Origin of the sequence: Empedobacter sp. 225-1, assembly GCF_030328185.1 — a bacterium.
GTDB lineage: Bacteria > Bacteroidota > Bacteroidia > Flavobacteriales > Weeksellaceae > Empedobacter > Empedobacter stercoris.
In genome coordinates, this window is record NZ_JACALO010000049.1 from 1 (window position 1) to 17,802 (window position 17,802).

The 17,802-nt window shown below is 30.9% G+C and carries 17 protein-coding genes; 11 read left to right on the forward strand and 6 right to left on the reverse strand.

All coding sequences use genetic code 11. The annotated features are described in order from the left end of the window. Positions 1-331: 331 nt before the first annotated feature. The 3 genes from HX088_RS12445 to HX088_RS12455 all read right to left on the reverse strand — a co-directional run bounded on the left by HX088_RS12445 (position 332) and on the right by HX088_RS12455 (position 3,020). Entirely contained in the window at positions 332-754 is a 423-nt protein-coding gene (locus HX088_RS12445) for a hypothetical protein (RefSeq protein WP_260542673.1), read from the reverse strand. A 735-nt stretch (positions 755-1,489) separates the two neighbouring features. Next, positions 1,490-2,032 carry a lipocalin family protein gene (locus tag HX088_RS12450; protein ID WP_260542671.1) on the reverse strand — a complete coding sequence of 181 codons (543 nt, stop codon included), beginning with the start codon at positions 2,030-2,032 and terminating at the stop codon, positions 1,490-1,492. Between the two features lie 109 nt (positions 2,033-2,141). After that, positions 2,142-3,020 (reverse strand): DUF808 domain-containing protein, encoded by an 879-nt coding sequence (locus HX088_RS12455; RefSeq protein ID WP_225539438.1) that lies wholly within the window; start codon positions 3,018-3,020, stop codon positions 2,142-2,144. 156 nt (positions 3,021-3,176) lie between these two features. Between HX088_RS12455 and HX088_RS12460 the strand changes: the two genes are divergently transcribed. Beyond that, the gene (locus tag HX088_RS12460; RefSeq protein WP_284583462.1) at positions 3,177-3,890 is read left to right on the forward strand and encodes an AAA family ATPase; all 714 of its coding nucleotides are present in this window, start codon (positions 3,177-3,179) and stop codon (positions 3,888-3,890) included. A 129-nt stretch (positions 3,891-4,019) separates the two neighbouring features. Here the strand turns inward: HX088_RS12460 and HX088_RS12465 are convergent, their stop codons facing one another. Together HX088_RS12465 and HX088_RS12470 are read right to left on the reverse strand one after the other, a co-directional pair. Then, positions 4,020-5,699 carry a RagB/SusD family nutrient uptake outer membrane protein gene (locus tag HX088_RS12465; protein WP_286484309.1) on the reverse strand — a complete coding sequence of 560 codons (1,680 nt, stop codon included), beginning with the start codon at positions 5,697-5,699 and terminating at the stop codon, positions 4,020-4,022. Positions 5,700-5,703: 4 nt separating this feature from the next. Continuing rightward, positions 5,704-6,603 carry a SusC/RagA family TonB-linked outer membrane protein gene (locus HX088_RS12470; RefSeq protein WP_286484310.1) on the reverse strand — a complete coding sequence of 300 codons (900 nt, stop codon included), beginning with the start codon at positions 6,601-6,603 and terminating at the stop codon, positions 5,704-5,706. A 91-nt stretch (positions 6,604-6,694) separates the two neighbouring features. Between HX088_RS12470 and HX088_RS12475 the strand changes: the two genes are divergently transcribed. Beyond that, positions 6,695-7,878 (forward strand): IS3 family transposase gene (locus tag HX088_RS12475; protein ID WP_286484311.1). Its coding sequence is split into 2 segments (ribosomal slippage): positions 6,695-6,950 and positions 6,950-7,878, totalling 1,185 coding nucleotides; the frame shifts between segments, so codons are not numbered across the junction. A 312-nt stretch (positions 7,879-8,190) separates the two neighbouring features. Here the strand turns inward: HX088_RS12475 and HX088_RS12480 are convergent. After that, complete coding sequence (locus HX088_RS12480) at positions 8,191-9,303, reverse strand: metallophosphoesterase (protein WP_286484312.1); 1,113 nt, start codon at positions 9,301-9,303, stop codon at positions 8,191-8,193. A 244-nt stretch (positions 9,304-9,547) separates the two neighbouring features. Between HX088_RS12480 and HX088_RS12485 the strand changes: the two genes are divergently transcribed. The 9 genes from HX088_RS12485 (at position 9,548) to ribD (ending at position 17,671) form a co-directional block, all read left to right on the forward strand. Beyond that, on the forward strand, positions 9,548-9,820 hold the full coding sequence (locus HX088_RS12485; protein ID WP_221411940.1) for a DUF2089 family protein: 273 nt from the start codon (positions 9,548-9,550) through the stop codon (positions 9,818-9,820). A 283-nt stretch (positions 9,821-10,103) separates the two neighbouring features. Further along, the gene (locus tag HX088_RS13990; protein ID WP_484067862.1) at positions 10,104-10,295 is read left to right on the forward strand and encodes a hypothetical protein; all 192 of its coding nucleotides are present in this window, start codon (positions 10,104-10,106) and stop codon (positions 10,293-10,295) included. Beyond that, on the forward strand, positions 10,276-10,872 hold the full coding sequence (locus HX088_RS12495) for a hypothetical protein (RefSeq protein WP_286484313.1): 597 nt from the start codon (positions 10,276-10,278) through the stop codon (positions 10,870-10,872). The genes HX088_RS13990 and HX088_RS12495 overlap by 20 nt, the downstream gene beginning before the upstream one ends. A 350-nt stretch (positions 10,873-11,222) precedes the next feature. Beyond that, complete coding sequence (locus HX088_RS12500) at positions 11,223-11,942, forward strand: DUF4290 domain-containing protein (protein ID WP_225542781.1); 720 nt, start codon at positions 11,223-11,225, stop codon at positions 11,940-11,942. Between the two features lie 24 nt (positions 11,943-11,966). Further along, positions 11,967-13,277 carry a UDP-N-acetylglucosamine 1-carboxyvinyltransferase gene (murA, locus tag HX088_RS12505; protein WP_284583458.1) on the forward strand — a complete coding sequence of 437 codons (1,311 nt, stop codon included), beginning with the start codon at positions 11,967-11,969 and terminating at the stop codon, positions 13,275-13,277. A gap of 3 nt (positions 13,278-13,280) precedes the next feature. After that, a complete protein-coding gene (locus HX088_RS12510; protein ID WP_171622340.1) occupies positions 13,281-13,958 on the forward strand; it encodes a VTT domain-containing protein in 678 nt (225 codons plus the stop codon). Next, positions 13,955-14,692, forward strand: a complete 738-nt coding sequence (locus HX088_RS12515) for a shikimate dehydrogenase family protein (protein WP_171622339.1) — start codon at positions 13,955-13,957, stop codon at positions 14,690-14,692. The genes HX088_RS12510 and HX088_RS12515 overlap by 4 nt, the downstream gene beginning before the upstream one ends. A gap of 54 nt (positions 14,693-14,746) precedes the next feature. Then, on the forward strand, positions 14,747-16,609 hold the full coding sequence (locus tag HX088_RS12520; RefSeq protein ID WP_286484315.1) for a DUF349 domain-containing protein: 1,863 nt from the start codon (positions 14,747-14,749) through the stop codon (positions 16,607-16,609). A gap of 9 nt (positions 16,610-16,618) precedes the next feature. Then, positions 16,619-17,671 (forward strand): bifunctional diaminohydroxyphosphoribosylaminopyrimidine deaminase/5-amino-6-(5-phosphoribosylamino)uracil reductase RibD, encoded by a 1,053-nt coding sequence (gene ribD / locus HX088_RS12525; protein ID WP_171622337.1) that lies wholly within the window; start codon positions 16,619-16,621, stop codon positions 17,669-17,671. Positions 17,672-17,802: the final 131 nt, after the last annotated feature.

Genomic DNA, 17,802 nt, shown 5'->3' on the forward strand with positions numbered 1-17,802 from the left:
TTTATGTCAACTACAATACTACTCGTCTTTCGTATTGGGATTGCAAATATACAACCCATTTTTCCGAACTTCCAAACACATTTTACATTTATTTTACTTTATATCCCTAACTAACTGTTATGACGGGAAATATTTTTTGAGAATTTTAGATTTGAGAAACTAGATAGTAGATTTCTGACTCGAAAATATCGTTTTTACTACAGAAAATGAGTAGATATTATAAGCAGTTTTTTATTCATCGTTTCCAATGTAGCTCAATTCTTTGTTTTTTTGTCTAACTGAAATCGAAAATTGGAGTTGTGCAACAGTTACCCTTATTAGCAGAAGTTTTTTATTGAATTTTTATATATTGGTATTTATGTCCAAATATATTGCTTAATCCTTTTGTTAGTGACTTGTCAACAATGCGTTTTTTAACTTTTCCTTTAATAGTGATGAAAATTTTATCGTCTCCAATCTTATATATTTTTTTAGCTACAGAACTTGCTGTTAATTTAGGGTTAAGTTTTATTGCGTTTTGGTATATATCATCTTCAGCTAAAAATAAATAATCCTCGATTATTTCATATATACCAAATGTTTCAAAGTATAGATCATATTCGTTTGTTAGCTTAAATGTTCCGTCATCAAACAAAATTATACTTTCGTACAATATTCCACTTAAGTTCATCCTGTATTCAGCTTTTACATTTTGTGCATTGACTGAAATGGTAAAAAATGTCAGTATTATCAATAATAGCAATTTTCTATTCATGTAGGTCGTTTTTTAAAATTTCTACTAACGTTTCGGCGCTTGACGAAGGTGTGACTTCTATCACTAAACTTCAAACAAAGCGCGAAGTTCAAACTTACGAAAAAAACTTTATACAAAATACGAAATAGCTACTTTTACCAAGTGTTTATTAGTTGTAGTTATTAGTTTTCAATTATAATTTTTTACACCAATTTTCTTGTGATGATTCACAATTTTTTTTAGTTGATTATCACACTTATTACCAATTTCCAGAAGTTTTTCTCCATTTATTTTCATTTAGGATATCACCCAATTTAAATCGTTCTTCTTTGATGTTAATTTCACCAATTACCATTGATTCTTTTCAAAATCATAAATTGGAATAAAATTAAATGTATAATCAATAAATTTTTCATTTCTGATTTAGCTTTTTGTAAAAAAAAGTAGTTTATTTCGTAAATCTAAAATGATATTAATTATTTCAAAAAGCTAAAACCTAAGTTATTCTCCTCAAAATAAGAAGCAAAAAATTGTGGATTTGTAAATTCTATATTACCTATTTTCAGAGTTGAATTTGGAAAGAAATATTGTATTATTTAAGTTCTTACTACACCATGTAAACCTACAGTTGACCCTTCAGTTAAATAAGTAAAATTTTCATTTCTGATTATAAATTAGACAAATTTATAATCAGAAATGAAAAGATCCGAGTTGCATCCTGTATCAGTTTTTTCAGGACGGACAATTCTATATATTTTATTTTGCAATTGGCACCTGAGATGGCCAAATTAATTTACTTGGATCAAACCCTACTTTCTTTGCAGAATCTAAAAATCGATCTTTTACTTTATCCGATATTTCTTTTTTACGCGATAAAATCCATAGCTTTTTATAATCTTCGCTTGCAACTAATGCATTATTATAGTCTTTATCGTAATCAATTACATATAATTTTTTAGCAAAAATAGGTAAGAATGTTGTTGAAAATAATCCAACATTTTCGATATCTTGTGTTGCAATCCCTTCAATCTTACTCCACCCTTTTTTCTTTTTATCATATCCACGTACAATCACTCCCAAAGAACCATTTTCTTCGTTCAAATTAAAACGGTGCGTTACATTCGTATGACCTTTTTGTACTTTGTTTTCTAAACGAGCAATTTCGTACCAACGTCCTAAAAACTCGTCTAAATCAAAGTTTTGTACTGGTTTATATTTAATATTTTTTTTGTTGTGATTAACGATATAAGCCGTTGTCCCTATCGCAAGTGCAGCAAGAGCTAATTTTTTAAAATTCATTCACCTAAAATGTTAGGATGCAAATGTATCAATAAAATTGATGTAGAATTGAATAATGCTTGAATAAAATTTACAATAAATCAACCTCTACATTCATTTATATTATTTCCTAATGAGCTTTACCCAAACCAAATAATTTCTTAAAAATCGTAACAATTAGCACGACAAACAAACCTGCTATTAAAGCCACTAAAGCTTCGCTAATCATAGCTGGAATTGAAGTTGGAATTAAATGATGTAAGTATTCAATATTATGAACAAATATTTGTCCTGAAACCAATAGTAACGCAATCGTACCAACCACACCCAAAATCTTGATCACATAAGGGAGTGCGCTCACTAAAAAGTGTCCCATTTTCGAAACCATTCCTTTATCTTCGGAAGCTTTGATCAATCTAAATCCAGCATCATCCATACGAACAATTAACGCTACTATCCCGTATACTCCTAAAGTCGCAATAATAGCAATGATTGAAACAGTCAAAACCTGTGTTATCATTGGTTGCTCTAATACAGTACTTAAAGCTATTATCACAATTTCTATGGAAAGAATAAAATCTGTAATAATTGCAGATTTCACTTTCGATTTTTCTGATACTTCCTTGTTGTCTTCTGCTTTATCTTCCTGAATCACTTCTGTACCTTTCTTGGCACGATGAAAAATATATTCAATAATTTTCTCAACACCTTCAAAAGCCAAATAAAAACCACCTAAAATCAATACATATTTAATTGCTTCTGGCAAAAAGTGATTCAATGTTAAAACAATTGGAACAATAATTAATTTATTGATAAACGAACCTTTTGTAATGGCCCATAAAACTGGAATTTCTCTCGAAGACAAAAAACCTGTCGCTTTTTCAGCATTCACCGCTAAATCATCGCCTAAAATCCCTGCTGTTTTACTCGCTGCAACTTTACTTGTTACCGCTACATCATCCATCAAAGCTGCAATATCATCTAATACTGCAAATATTCCTGAAGCCATATTATTGTTGTTTTTGGTTTGTAAATGTAAAGAATATTGATAATTCAATCGAAATATTTTAGAATTAATTAAATAGAAAAACCTCAACTCTTTTTTGGATTTAAAAATCGAGTTTCGAATTAAAAAAGTTTAATTTTGAAATTTGAAATACTTGATATGAATATTTACGATTTGATTGTTGATGATAAAGAAGAAATTTCTTTGAATGATGTTTTTTTAGATGAGCAAAATCTTGCCCAAGTAAAACAATTAATCAAAGAAAATCGCTATATAGAGGAATTAAATAAATATAATTTACCCGTTAACAACAAAATTTTGCTGCATGGTTTTTCGGGATGTGGAAAAACAACTACTGCAAAAGCGATTGCAAATGAAATTGGAAAACCTATATTGATTCTCAATTTAAGTAATATCGTTTCGTCACGAATTGGAGAAACTTCACAAAATATTCGAATGCTTTTTGATAAAGCTGCTCGCGAAAAAGCTATTCTTTTTTTGGATGAATTTGATCAAATTGGAAAAGCACGCGGAAATGACGACAAAGATGTTGGTGAAATGAGGCGATTAGTGAATACGGTTATTCAACTGATAGATTATTTACCTCAAAATTCGTTGTTAATCGCAGCAACCAATCATCCGCATATTATAGACGTTGCCTTATTAAGAAGATTTCAATTAAAAATTGATTTCAAAATGCCTACAACAGAAATGTTAGATACGTATTACGATAAACTTTTAAGTGAATTACCCAAAGATATACAGTCGCTTCATCGAAAATACAATATTTCTTTTGCAGAAGCAAAAGACTATGCGCTTACAAATGCTAAAGCATTGTTGATAGAAAAATTAGAACGACAAACTAATTCTTAATTGAATGAAATATTAAAAAACACAAAAGCTACTCAAAAAAATGAGTAGCTTTTCAATTTAGTCAATTAGTTTAAATTTTTTCAAAAACGCTATTCTATTTTCACACCATATAAAAAACTTTTGTCATCATTAATAACCAGGATTTTGTTTTATATTCGGATTAATCGAAATTTCCTTGTATGGAATTGGCCATAAACATTGACGTTCGTTAAAGTTTCTTGTTGCTAATTTTTTAACTAATCCTTGATTGAACATGCCCTTTAAGTCTACCAATCCATTCTCATCAATTTCAGGAGTTGAAGGGAAAACCCATAAGCCCTTATCGACTATTTTAGATTTTAAAGCAGCTGGATCTAAGAAACCATAATTATCTATTGTTAATGCTTCATCTGCTAAATCCCAACGAATCAAATCATCTAAACGACGATTTTCCCAAGCAAATTCCATTCTTCTTTCTGCACGAAGTGTTTTTCTAAGTGAAATTTGATTATCCATCGTCACCGCAGGAAAACTTGTTTCATTTTTATATGCTCTTTTTCGAACTTGATTAATTGCTTCAATGGTAGATTGATCGATTTCATTTAGCTCAATTTTTGCTTCCGCATACATCAATAAAACATCAGCATATCGCATGATAATAATATCTGTATCGGCTTTATAATCATCAGACCAATCAACATCAACACCTTTTTTTAGGGACAATCCATTGTAAGAAGCATACGTATCAACAGCTCTTGTGTCACTATTTTTGACCATAGAACCCGTTGTTGTATTTAATACAGTTGTTGCATATGGATTAGGATCGTAGATATACCCCAAAAAGTCTGAACCAAATTCTACAATTGTTTCTTTTAAACGTGGATCACGATTTTCGAATGGCTTTTGTGGATTATATAAAGGCGATTCATCAATAGGTTTTCCATCAGAAGCATAAAAAGAAAAGAATAAATCCCACGAAGGTTGCGCTGTTGCTGTTCCTCCTGCATTACGTGGAATAAAATTTTTAACTGATAAATCTTCCCCTAATTCTGTAGAACGTGGTATGGAGAAAATTGTTTCTACCGCATTTCGTGTACTTGATTTAAAATATTCTCCAAAATCTGGATATAACGAATATTGATTCAAATCCATACAAGCTTTTGCTGCATCTCTTGCTAATGCATAATCTTTAAAATATAATGCATATCTTGATTTGAATGCTAAAGCTGCTCCTTTTGTTGCTCGAGCAAATTCATTGCTTGCGTATGATTTTGGTAAATTTTCTGCAGCAAAATCTAAATCTTTATAAACTTGTGCAATCACTTCTTTTTTATCTGTTCTTCCTAATTTGAACGCATTATCGATATCTAACGTATTCGTATAAAAAGGTACATCTCCCCAAAGAAAAATTAATCTTGCATATGCATTCGCACGCATAAAACGAGCTTCAGCTTCGAATTGCAACTTCTTAGAAGCCGAAACAGTGTTATCTGCCTTTTCTAAGTTTTCTAAAATTGTATTGGCTCTTGAAACAGCTTTGTACAAATTTTTCCAATTTAATTCTGCTACACTCCAAGTAGATGTGATTGCACCTGCAGCATAATCATTCATCGTTTGACGTTGCGACCAATTGTCAGTCATACGCTCGGCGCGCCAATTAATTTCTGTATCCCATGCGTATTGACGATACAAATCATTTAATGATAAATTGATTTCACTTTCGTTAGAATACCAGTTTTCACTTGCCCCTTCTGACAAAGGGTTAAGGTCTAAATCTGCACAAGAAGTGAAAGAAGCAAAGATTGATAAGGCAATTATAATTTTTTTCATGATGTTAGAATTTTACAGATAAACCAAGGGTGAACGAACGACTGATATAAGTATTATAATTTACTTCAGGATCCCAACCTTTTGGAAAACTATCAATCGAGAATAAATCATTTCCAGAAGCAAATACACGTAAACTCGAAATACCAACTTTATCTGTTAAATAGGCAGGTAAAGTATAACCTATCGTAATATTTTTCATACGGAAATAAGACCCTTTTCTCATCCAAAAAGTAGAAGTTTCGTAATTATTATTTTCAGCACCAACATTTGATAAACGAGGGTATTTAGCTTTCATATTCTCTTCTGCAGTATTGTAAACACTCCAATAATTACCATCGATAATTCCAGATGGATTTGTCCAAGAACTTTGAAAAGGTTTCATGAATTGAGTTGATAAATACGCATTTTGTTTTCCTACACCTTGAAATGTCATAGCAAAATCAAACCCTTTGTACGCCACATCTAATGTACCTCCAAATAAATATCTTGGTAAAGAACCTCCTAATAACTGACGATCATATTCGGGAGAAATAATACCATCTGCCATACCATCTGGCCCACTAATATCTTTATAACGAATATCCCCTGGTTTCACATTTTTATTTAAGGTGGCAGAATTTGCAACTTCATCTTGCGTTTGGTAAATGCCTTCTGCAATATAACCATACCATTCTTTGTATTGACCACCTGCCATAATCGCTTGAGCATCATCAAAAACAATTCCTCCTAAATCTCCCATAACTGATTTTGAATCTGAAAGATTTAATGCAATTCCATATTTAAAATCATTGATTCTATCTCGCCAAGAAATCGAAAAATCCCAACCTTTTGTATACATAGACCCTGTATTTTGTTGGGGATTATCATAGCCGATATAATCTGGAATTTCAAGCTCTAACAACATATCTGATGTCTCCTTTTTGTAATAATCAAAGGTGGAGTTACTACCTTTAGGTGGACACAAAAGCTAAGCCTCCATGCTGTATCTTTAGAGAATGAAAAAGAGTAGAAAGAATTACAGTTTAGAATTCAAACTCAAAACGTTGGAATTATTAGAAGAAAGAGGATGCAGTATGACCTCTTTGGGACGAGAACTTGGAGTGAATCCAGAGAATATCAAACGTTGGAGCAAGGATTTTAAATCAGGAAAGCTTACATCAGAGTCAAAAATAAAGGAAAAGAGTAAAGAAGAGTTGGAAATCATCCGTCTTAACAAAGAGCTTGCTCATCTAAAACTAGAGCATGAAATCCTAAAAAAGGCGGTAAGCATCTTTTCCAGGAGCGACAGGTAAAGTATCGTTTTATAGAATCTCATACAACTATATTTCCTGTTGAAAAGATGTGTAAAGTACTAAAAGTCAGTAGAAGTTCATATTATAAATGGCTTGTTGGAGTTCCTTCAAAAAGAGCATTGTATAATCAAATGCTGAGTGATGAAATCAAGAGAATTTATACGCTTTATAAAGGCAGATATGGCAGTCCCAGAATAGCTAAAGAACTTGAATCATTAGGGATAAAAGTGTCTAAACAGCGAGTAGCAAGACTGATGAAAAAGCATGCATTACGAAGTATATTGAAAAGAAAATTTAAGGTGACTACCGATTCATCTCATAAATATCCTGTTGTCGAAAATCATTTGAACAGGAATTTTACGGTGGAAAAGCCTAATTCTGCTTGGGTCTCTGATATTACTTACATTAGAACCAAACAGAGTTGGTTGTATCTTACCACTGTGATAGATTTATTTGATAGAAAAGTAATTGGATGGTCTGTGAGTTCTACCATGTATGCTAAAGATACCAGTATTACAGCTTTCAAAATGGCTCTTATAAATCGTCCATTAATGAAAACAGATTCTCTTATTTTTCATTCTGACAGAGGGGTTCAATATGCTTGTAAGGAGTTTTGCAGGGAGGTAGAGAGATACAAACTCATCACCAGAAGTATGAGCAGAAAAGGGAATTGTTGGGATAATGCCGTGGCTGAAAGCTTCTTTAAAACGTTGAAAATGGAACTTATTTATCAAAATAGGTATCAAACTAGAAAAGAAGCTAAACTATCAATATTTGAATATATAGAAGGATTCTATAACACTCACAGAAGACATAAGTTTTTAGAAAACAGAACGATATTAGAATTTAATCAATTTATTATTAACAAATTTAAAATCGCAGCATAGGGGCTAAGGAAATTTGTCCACTTTTTTGTAGGAAGTTCAGTAGAGATTTCTTTTGCTTGTAATGAGAGAAGACCACCAAATAAAAGAAGTGGAATAGTTAATCGTTTCATGTCCATGTTTGTTTGTCGCGAAATTATATGGTTTATTGCAGAAACATATTAACTTAACTTTAACCGTTTTTTAAGTAATTGCAAACGACTTTAAATAATCGTTAATTCTATATTGTTAATTTTGAAAATTTCCTATTTATCCTTATTTAATAGCATAAAAAAAGGTAGAAAATCTACCTTTTTTATTTTTTCTTTTATCTATTTAATCTATTGTAATTATATATTCATTACGTTCGTCCTTTTTCCATGCAAATTGTTGAGTAGTTGGAGAAATACCGAATAAAGGAGAAAATGTTTTAATTTTAACCGTTTTGTTATCCGGATAAAACTCTAATATTCTCAACCATCCATCTCCTCCATTCCCATAATGTCCACCTCCAATCGATTGAGCATCAAACAAAATTTGATGAACAGATTTTCCTGCATCATTCTTATCCATTCTATATCCTTCACCAGAAATATGTCCCGCTAAAACCAATTGCATATTGGGAGTTGATTTTACTAATTTTTGCCAAATCTGTTCTCCTGTATTTGAATGAGGTAATTTGATTCGAGAAGATTTCTGAATTTTATTATCGATTGAATAAGGTTGGAAAATAACCCAAGTTTCATCTTTTGTCAATCGCTTATCATCTCTCCCCATATACGCATGTGTCATCATTACAATTTGATGGTTTTTATATTGTTCCAATTGTACAATTTTATTTGCCCATTCTAATGTATAATCTCTCGGGGCATATTCTAAAGTTAAAAACAAAAAATCTTTACCATTCAAATTTTTTAGCTCAAAAGCAGAATTTGCTAAAGTTGCTTTTTCATCTTCGTCTACACCATTTTGAACAATTGCTTTTCTATTTAAAAAATTTTTATCAATTGGAAAAAATTCATCAAAACGAGTCCAACGTTTTCCTTCTCTATTAATGGTATAATCATGGTTACCTGTCGCTGTAATATAAGGCACCTTTCCATCCAAATAACTAAACGCTTTTGATGCAGCTTCCCACTGTTTTTGTGCAGTTTGATTTCCATCATGACCATTGTTAATGATTTCATTTTGTTCGACTAAATCTCCAACACACATCACCATTTTAACATTTAGAGACTCAATATTATTTTCAATCCATCTCGTCATCAACTCTAAAATAGGTTGATTTTGATTAAACTTAGTATAGTTCTGAATATCTGGAATCATAATGATTGACCATGATTTTTGATTATCTAACTTTGGTGCTTGATATTTTTCTTGAGCGGTTAAACTTCCTCCAAAACAGACAATAAATAATAAATTTGTTTTAATGATTGTTCTTATTTTCATTTGATAATTTGTTTTATGTTTTGCATTATTGTTTTTTGACAAAATGACATAGAACAAAAAGAAAACGTATTAAATTAAAATTAAATCATCAAAAAACACACTTTATCAAAGATTGATCATTAGTTAAATCATCAAAAAACTCTGAATCAATAATAGATTAAAGTTTTAAAAGTTAATATAAATATGTTTTATTTTTTTTGATTATATTAATTTTATTTAAGTTTAATTTAACTTTATTTATATTTTGAAAAAACTACCCGTACTTTGTCCAAGTTGCACAGAAGAGTTAGCTGTAGAAAAACTGATCTGTAACAATTGCGAAACGCAAGTTGTTGGGAACTATGAACTTCCATTATTTTTAAAACTTTCCTCAGAAGAACAACATTTTATTATGCAATTTTTCTTAAGTTCAGGAAGTCTAAAAGATATGGCAAAACAAATGGATGTAAGTTATCCAACTATGCGAAATAAGGTAGATGATTTGATTCATAAAATAAATTCTATATCAAATGAATAAAGAGTTTACTGTTACGATGTCACCATTTTTTAAATGGACAACTGTCATTCTAATTTCCTTTTTATTACTCATTGGATTATCACTGATTTATAATGAAAAAAGTCTATTTCCTAAACTAATTTACTGGGGAATAGTAACTCCTGTTCTAGTTGGTTGTTATTTATTTTCTATTAATAAAATTAAAATTGACTTAAACAATATTTATTTTTGCACAAAAATTAAAACATTTGTTATCCCTATAAATGAAATAAAAAGCATCTCTCGAAAATCTCAAAACAATTTGATGATAATTGGCGCAAGAGGCGTTTATGGATTGATTGGAATTTCGATGGATAACTATCGATGTAATATAAAAGACCGAACTAAATTGGTTGCGATTGAATTAGAAAATGTAAAATATTTGATTAGTTGCGACGAACCTGATGAATTTATTCACACGATAAAAACCTTAAAAGATGATCAAAAAACTTCTTAATCCTTTTGCCTATTTTGACGATAAATTATTATTGATTATTGGATTAATCGCACATTTATTCTTTTCGTATATCTGTTATTTGACCGATTCGTATTTCCCTGATTTTTTGAGTATTCAAAAAATAAAAATTGATTTTTCGTTTGTCGATATTATCTACCAAAATACCCGAAATGTCTTAATTGCTATACTTTTACTTTATTTCTATGGAAAATTTATCAATCCAAAAACTCGTTTCATTGATATTATAAATGTGGTTTTAATTTCGAGAATTGCTTATTATATTGTTTTTATCACCGATTTTATTCCATTTATCAATCAGAAGATAAACAAGGTTACGGAAGGAGTTTTATCTAATGATTTAACCATTTTACAAAATCCTTCTATTATGATAACGGTAGTTATTGTAGGTTTTTTCGCATTATTTTGTATGGCAATTATGTTTTATTATTTGTACAGGGGGTTTAAAACAGTTACAAATCTCAAAAACACTAAACAAACCTTGGGTTACATTGCAGTAATCTTTCTTTTGATCCTTTCTACAACGATTTTAGCACTTATAATTCCACAAAAACTATGAGAAACTTAACACTTAATTCACATCAATTAATATCAAAAACAGAAGAAGTGATAGGCAGAAAGAAGAACTAATCTAATCTTTAAACGATAACCAACTAATTTTTTGATAAAAAAAAAGATTATATTTGTTGACAATCGAAAGGTTTTTAACCTAATTTTCTTTACTAAACAAAGGCTTTACTTTTTAAACAAATTTGAAGAAAGTAAATAGAAAGATAAGTTTATCTTCTTCTAATTAAACCATATTTGAAGGACAATAATTTAATAAAAATTTAGCAATCAATATCCCTTTTTCACTCAAATAATCGGATAGATTTTTGTAAATTTGTAACCAATACATTAGAAAATTTAATGGAATATAATACACTTCGTACGCAATTGATTATTCCAGAATATGGGCGTCATATTCAAGAAATGGTAAATCATTGTAAAACAATAACAGACGAAACAGAACGCAACGGATTTGCTGAAATTATCATCGAAGTTATGGGAGAATTAAACCCACACTTGCGCGACGTACCAGATTTCCAACACAAACTTTGGGATCAACTTTTTATCATGGCAGAATTTGATTTGGATGTAAAATCTCCTTATCCAATTCCGACAAAAAAGGACACTGTAAACAGCAAACCAAACAAAGTAAATTATCCACAAAGCATTTATAAATACAGATATTACGGGAATAATATTCGAAAAATGATTGACGTTGCTGTAACATGGGAAGAAGGTGAAAAAAGCGAAGGCTTGTACTTTGCTATTGCTAATCACATGAAAAAATGTTATTTATTGTGGAATAAAGATACCGTTGATGATCAAGTTATTTTCAATCATTTGTTCGAATTATCTAATGGTAAAATTGATTTAAGAAAAGTAGAAGATCATTTGGTTTCTCCTGAGCGTTTAAGCAATAACAATCATTCAAACAACAATCAAAACAACAGAAGTAACCGAAGTTATCAAAATAATAATCGAAACAATAACCAAAGTTCGACTAATCGTAATAACAACAATAACCGAAATAATCAAAATAACAATAATCGAAACCAAAACGTTCGAAACAATAAAGGTTAAATCAAAACTATTTAATACAACTAAATGGCTACATTTCAAATAAAGGGAGGGAAACCTTTGAAAGGAGAAATCACTCCTCAAGGTGCTAAAAATGAAGTACTACAAATTTTATGTGCGGTCTTATTAACCAATGAACAAGTTCGTGTTAAAAACATTCCGGATATCCGAGATGTCAATCGTTTGATTGAAATTTTAGGAGATTTAGGTGTCAAAACACAAAAAAATGGAAAAGGTGATTTCACTTTCCAAGCCGATGAATTACGATTAGATTATTTAAAAGGAAAACAATTTCGAAAAGATGGAGCTGCTTTACGTGGATCAATCATGTTAATGGGACCACTTTTAGCTCGTTTTGGAGAAGCATTTATGCCAAAGCCAGGTGGAGATAAAATTGGACGTCGTCGTTTAGATACACACTTCGAAGGTTTCTTTGCATTAGGAGCAAAATATCGTTTCAATCCAGACGAAGATTTCTACGGTGTAGAAGTGGACGAGAATGGACTACAAGGAAATTATATGTTGTTGGAAGAAGCTTCTGTAACAGGAACTGCCAATATCATTATGGCTGCTGTGCTTGCAAAAGGAACAACAACTATTTACAACGCTGCTTGTGAGCCCTATATTCAACAATTATGTAAAATGTTAAACAGAATGGGTGCTAAAATTTCTGGAATTTCTTCAAATCTTTTAACGATCGAAGGAGTTGAAAAATTAGGCGGAACCGAACATACATGTTTACCAGATATGATTGAAATTGGATCATGGATTGGTTTGGCAGCAATGACAAAATCTGAATTAACCATCAAAAATGTTTCGTGGGAAAATTTAGGTGTTATTCCAGATGTTTTCAGAAAATTAGGAATCAAATTAGAACGTCGCGAAGACGATATTTATATACCTGCTCAAGAAAATTATGAAATCGAACGCTTTATTGACGGTTCTATCTTAACAATTTCTGATGCGCCTTGGCCAGGATTTACACCTGATTTATTATCAATCATTTTAGTAATTGCAACACAAGCGAAAGGAAGCGTTTTAATCCACCAAAAAATGTTTGAATCACGTTTATTTTTCGTAGATAAACTAATCGATATGGGAGCACAAATCATTTTATGTGATCCTCACCGTGCCACTGTCATTGGTCTTAATCACGAAACACCTCTTAAAGGAGCAGAATTAACGTCACCTGATATTCGTGCCGGAATGTCTTTATTGATTGCTGCACTTTCTGCAAAAGGAAAAACAGTTATTCATAACATCGATCAAATTGATCGTGGTTACGAAGATATCGATGTACGTTTACGCGCTATTGGAGCTGATATTATACGAGCATAAAAAATGCAATCTATTATTGAATTTATCACCAATTTTGTTCAACGCCCAGACAAGGTATTAATGGACATTATCAATAATTACGGTTATTGGATATATGCCATTCTATTCTTGATAATTTTTGCCGAAACAGGTTTAATTGTCATGTCATTTTTAATGCCTTTTTTACCTGGAGATGCGCTTATCTTTTCGATTGGAATGATTGCGGCCAGCGATGACCAAAACCATTTACATATCGAATATATCATTCCTTTACTGATGGTTGCAGCAATTCTTGGAGATAACGTAAATTATTATGTTGGACGAAAATTTGGCGGATGGATCTTAGGAAGAAAAGATTCGTGGTACCTTAAAAAGAAACACATCGAAAAAGCAACAGAATTTTTTAACGAAAACGGTAAAAAAGCAATCATAATTGCACGTTTTATGCCAGTAGTTCGTACTATAATTCCATTTATATGTGGTGTGACAAACCTTAATTACCGTACATTTATCACCTACAGTTTTTTTGGTGCTGTACTTTGGGTTGGCGTAATTTCTTTTTTAGGATATACTTTAGGTCAGTTTGACATCGTAAAAAATAATTTAGAGAAATTCATTTTTGGAATTATTTTATTGGCCAATATGCCTTTAATTATTCGAATTGTGAAAGCTCGATTCAATAAAAATAAAACAGACGAATGAGACAATTTGGATTAATCGGAAGAAATATTTCTTATTCTTTTTCGAAATCTTATTTTGCTGAAAAATTTATAAATGAAAACATTGTAGACGCTGTCTACAATGTTTTTGATTTACAGCATATCGATGAAGTAGAAAAAATTTTCGAAGCAGAAGGCTTAATAGGTTTTAATGTTACAATTCCCTACAAACAAGAAATCATTCCTTTTTTGGATGAATTATCGCCCGAAGCAAAAGCAATTGGTGCAGTAAATACAGTTTTAATTAAAGAAGGAAAAAGAATTGGCCACAATACAGATTGTTATGGTTTTCAACACTCTTTACAACCTCTTTTAGAACAGCATCACAAAAAAGCATTGGTTTTGGGAAATGGCGGTGCTGCAAAAGCTATTTTTTATATTCTTGACCAATTAAATATCACATATAAAATTGTTTCAAGAACGAAAATTAAAAATCATTTTACGTATGACGAATTGAATGAAGAAATCATGCATTCTCATCAAATAATTGTGAATTGTTCACCAGTAGGAACTTTTCCTAATATTGAAAATGCACCACTTCTACCTTATCAATTTCTAAACGAAAACCATTTATTGTACGACTTGATTTACAATCCAGCCGTGACAAAGTTTTTAGAAAATGGACAACATAATGGTTCTAAAATAAAAAATGGACACGAAATGTTGATTCTACAAGCAGAAAAAGCTTGGGAAATTTGGAATAATCACACAAAATAGACTTGATATTGTCCTCAAATTTTATTAGATTTGAGAAACAAAACTTATTTTCTTATGAATACTGAATTGGATAACCTGCAAAATGCAGACGGAGAACAATTACCTAAATCTGCAACCACAAACAACTCTAACACGGAAACTTATAAAACAGAAGAGTTAGTCAACCAAGAAAAAGTGAGCGATATTTCGTTTAAAGATTATGAAACATTCAGCTTTGATGTCTTAATAAACGAAGCTAAAAATCTATTGAGCAAGTACGATGTTCAAGATATTCGCGAACATTTCAATCAAATTCGAGATGCGTTTAAAAATAAATTAGACGAAGACGAAGCTGTTAAAAAAGAAGCTTTTTTGAATGAAGGTGGAGATGAATTAGATTTTAGATACGAAACTTCTTATAAAGCTAAATTTAATGCTGTTTATAACGATTTCAAAAATCAATTAGCTGTTTTTCATAAAGAAAATGAGAAAAAAGAATCAGATAATTTGAAAGAACGTTTAGAAATTATTGACGAATTAAAAGCCTTATACCAAGAACAAAATGATTCTTCTGCGGCGATGTTCAAACAATTTCGCGAGTTGAAAACTCGTTGGCATAACGCAGGAAGAATTCCGAGCAAAAATGCTGAAAATGTTTTTAAAAATTATTTTTTCCATTTAGACAATTTCTACACGTATTTGGATATGAACAAAGAATTGCAAACTTTGGATTATGCACATAATCTTGAAGTTCGTTATTCTATCATCAAACGTGCAGAAGAATTAGTCTTAGAAAATAATGTTCAAAAAGCGTTGAATGAATTGCAATACCTTCACCGTTTATGGAAAGAAGAAGCAGTTCCAGTACAAGAAGATTTGCGCGAACCAACGTGGCAGAAATTCAAAGAATTAACGAATAAAATTCATGACCGTAAAGGTGAATTGAATGAAAAAATAAAACAAGAGCAAAAAGATAATTTAGAGAAGAAAACTCAAATCATTGCTCGTATTAAAGAAATTGCATCAAGTTCAACAAGTAAATCGCACAGTGATTGGCAAAAAGCAATTAAAGAAGTAAATACATTACGTGAGAACTTTATTTCGTTGGGACGTGTACCGAAAGATAAAAATTCTCAAACTTGGGAAGCTTTTAAAGAAGTGACACGAGAGTTTAATCACATCAAAAATGATTTCTACAAAGATTTAAAATCAGAACAACATATTAATCTTGAAAAGAAATTGGCTTTACTTGAAATTGCAAAACAACATGCTGAAAGCACAGATTGGAATGCTTCGGTTCAAGTGATTAAAAGAATTCAAAATGATTGGAAAAAAATTGGTCATGTTCCAAGAAAAAATTCAGATAAAATTTGGAAAGAATTTAAAGATACATGCAACCAATTCTTTGATCGCTACAAAAAACGTCACGAACAAGCGAATCAAAAATTTGAACAAAACTATACAAACAAGCAAGCTTTATTAGAGGAATTCAAGAATCAAACTATTTCTGATAATAAAGACGAAGCATTGAAACAATTAGAAGAAATTCAAAACAATTGGACGAGTTTAGGAAAAGTACCAACGGATAAAACATTAATCAACCAAGAGTTTACAGATATTTATCACAAAAAACTTGAAGCGCTAAATCTTTCGAAAAATGAATTGAACGATTACAAGTTACAATCTTTTGTCAATAAAGTAAAAGCTGGAAATAATGGTAATTTATTGGATGATGAGATTAGAAAAACACGTAAAACGATTGAAGAATTAGAAAAAGAAATCAATCAATTAGATAATAACGTACATTTCTTTTCGAATGCGAATGAAAACAATCCTTTATTAAAAGATGTTTACAAACAAATTGACGAAAAACGTAAAAAATTAATTGAAGCTGAAATCAAATTGAAAACATTATTCAACATAGATTTTAATGCATAATTTTTAGAGATGACACAACAATCTATCGATGAGCACTATATGGCTCGTTGTATACAAATTGCTACAAACGGGTTAGGAACAACATATCCTAATCCGTTTGTTGGTTCTATTATTGTACATAACAATCAAATTATTGGTGAAGGTTTTACATCTGAATACGGTGGTCCTCACGCAGAAGTAAACGCGATCAATTCAGTCAAAAATCCTGAATTATTAAAGGAAAGTACTTTATATGTGACATTAGAACCCTGTTCGCATCATGGTAAAACACCTCCATGTGCAGATTTGATTATTGAAAAAGAAATTCCGAAAGTTGTAATAGGAACGTTAGATCCGTTTGCAAAAGTAAATGGACAAGGTTACTTACGTTTGCTAAAAAATGGTGTGGATGTGACATTAGGTGTTTTAGAAAAAGAATGCATCAACCTTAATAAGCGTTTCATTACATTTCATCAAAAAAAACGTCCATACATTATCCTAAAATGGGCACAAACTGAAGATGGATACATCGGACGCGATGATATACAATTATGGATTACCAATCAATACACCAAACAATTGGTACATAAATGGCGAACGGAAGAACAAGCTATTTTGGTTGGAAAAAACACAGCTTTAATCGATAATCCACAATTAAACTCAAGACTTTGGACTGGGAATAATCCGTTGAGAATTGCGATTGACAAAAATTTAGCTATCCCGAGAAATTTTCATTTGTTTGATCAGACTCAACCTACGGTTATTTTTAATTCACTTGAAAATTCATCAGAAGAAAATTTAAACCTTATCCAATTGGATTTTTCGCAACCAATATTACCGCCTATTATGAACTTTTTATATGAAAATAATATTCAATCTCTGATTGTTGAAGGTGGATGCGATACGATTCAACATTTTATTGATGCCAATTTGTGGGATGAAGCAAGAATCTTAAGTTCTGATACCATTTGGAATGAAGGAATTTTAGCACCACGCTTAAAAGGAATACGAACTGAAAAACATCGTTTTTTGAATGATGAATTAAATATTTTCGAAAATAGATTAGATAATGAAGAACCTTAATTTTGAGGTTCTTTTTTTATTTGAATTTATTAAAATTTTCGTTTAATAATTATTTGCCATGTTCAAGTTATAAGTGCAACTGGCCAAGTAGATTTTAGTTTTTCGATAGGGCTAATATAGCCAAACTTTCT

Excerpts from the sequence above, each read along its gene's own strand:
- HX088_RS12460 (WP_284583462.1), top strand. The coding sequence starts at position 3,177 with ATGAATATTTACGATTTGATTGTTGATGATAAAGAAGAAATTTCTTTG.
- HX088_RS12445 (WP_260542673.1), bottom strand. The coding sequence starts at position 754 with ATGAATAGAAAATTGCTATTATTGATAATACTGACATTTTTTACCATT.
- HX088_RS12515 (WP_171622339.1), top strand. The coding sequence starts at position 13,955 with ATGAGACAATTTGGATTAATCGGAAGAAATATTTCTTATTCTTTTTCG.
- HX088_RS13990 (WP_484067862.1), top strand. The coding sequence starts at position 10,104 with ATGATAATTGGCGCAAGAGGCGTTTATGGATTGATTGGAATTTCGATG.
- ribD (WP_171622337.1), top strand. The coding sequence starts at position 16,619 with ATGACACAACAATCTATCGATGAGCACTATATGGCTCGTTGTATACAA.
- HX088_RS12455 (WP_225539438.1), bottom strand. The coding sequence starts at position 3,020 with ATGGCTTCAGGAATATTTGCAGTATTAGATGATATTGCAGCTTTGATG.
- HX088_RS12510 (WP_171622340.1), top strand. The coding sequence starts at position 13,281 with ATGCAATCTATTATTGAATTTATCACCAATTTTGTTCAACGCCCAGAC.
- HX088_RS12465 (WP_286484309.1), bottom strand. The coding sequence starts at position 5,699 with ATGAAAAAAATTATAATTGCCTTATCAATCTTTGCTTCTTTCACTTCT.
- murA (WP_284583458.1), top strand. The coding sequence starts at position 11,967 with ATGGCTACATTTCAAATAAAGGGAGGGAAACCTTTGAAAGGAGAAATC.
- HX088_RS12480 (WP_286484312.1), bottom strand. The coding sequence starts at position 9,303 with ATGAAAATAAGAACAATCATTAAAACAAATTTATTATTTATTGTCTGT.
- HX088_RS12495 (WP_286484313.1), top strand. The coding sequence starts at position 10,276 with ATGATCAAAAAACTTCTTAATCCTTTTGCCTATTTTGACGATAAATTA.
- HX088_RS12450 (WP_260542671.1), bottom strand. The coding sequence starts at position 2,032 with ATGAATTTTAAAAAATTAGCTCTTGCTGCACTTGCGATAGGGACAACG.
- HX088_RS12470 (WP_286484310.1), bottom strand. The coding sequence starts at position 6,603 with ATGTTGTTAGAGCTTGAAATTCCAGATTATATCGGCTATGATAATCCC.
- HX088_RS12500 (WP_225542781.1), top strand. The coding sequence starts at position 11,223 with ATGGAATATAATACACTTCGTACGCAATTGATTATTCCAGAATATGGG.
- HX088_RS12520 (WP_286484315.1), top strand. The coding sequence starts at position 14,747 with ATGAATACTGAATTGGATAACCTGCAAAATGCAGACGGAGAACAATTA.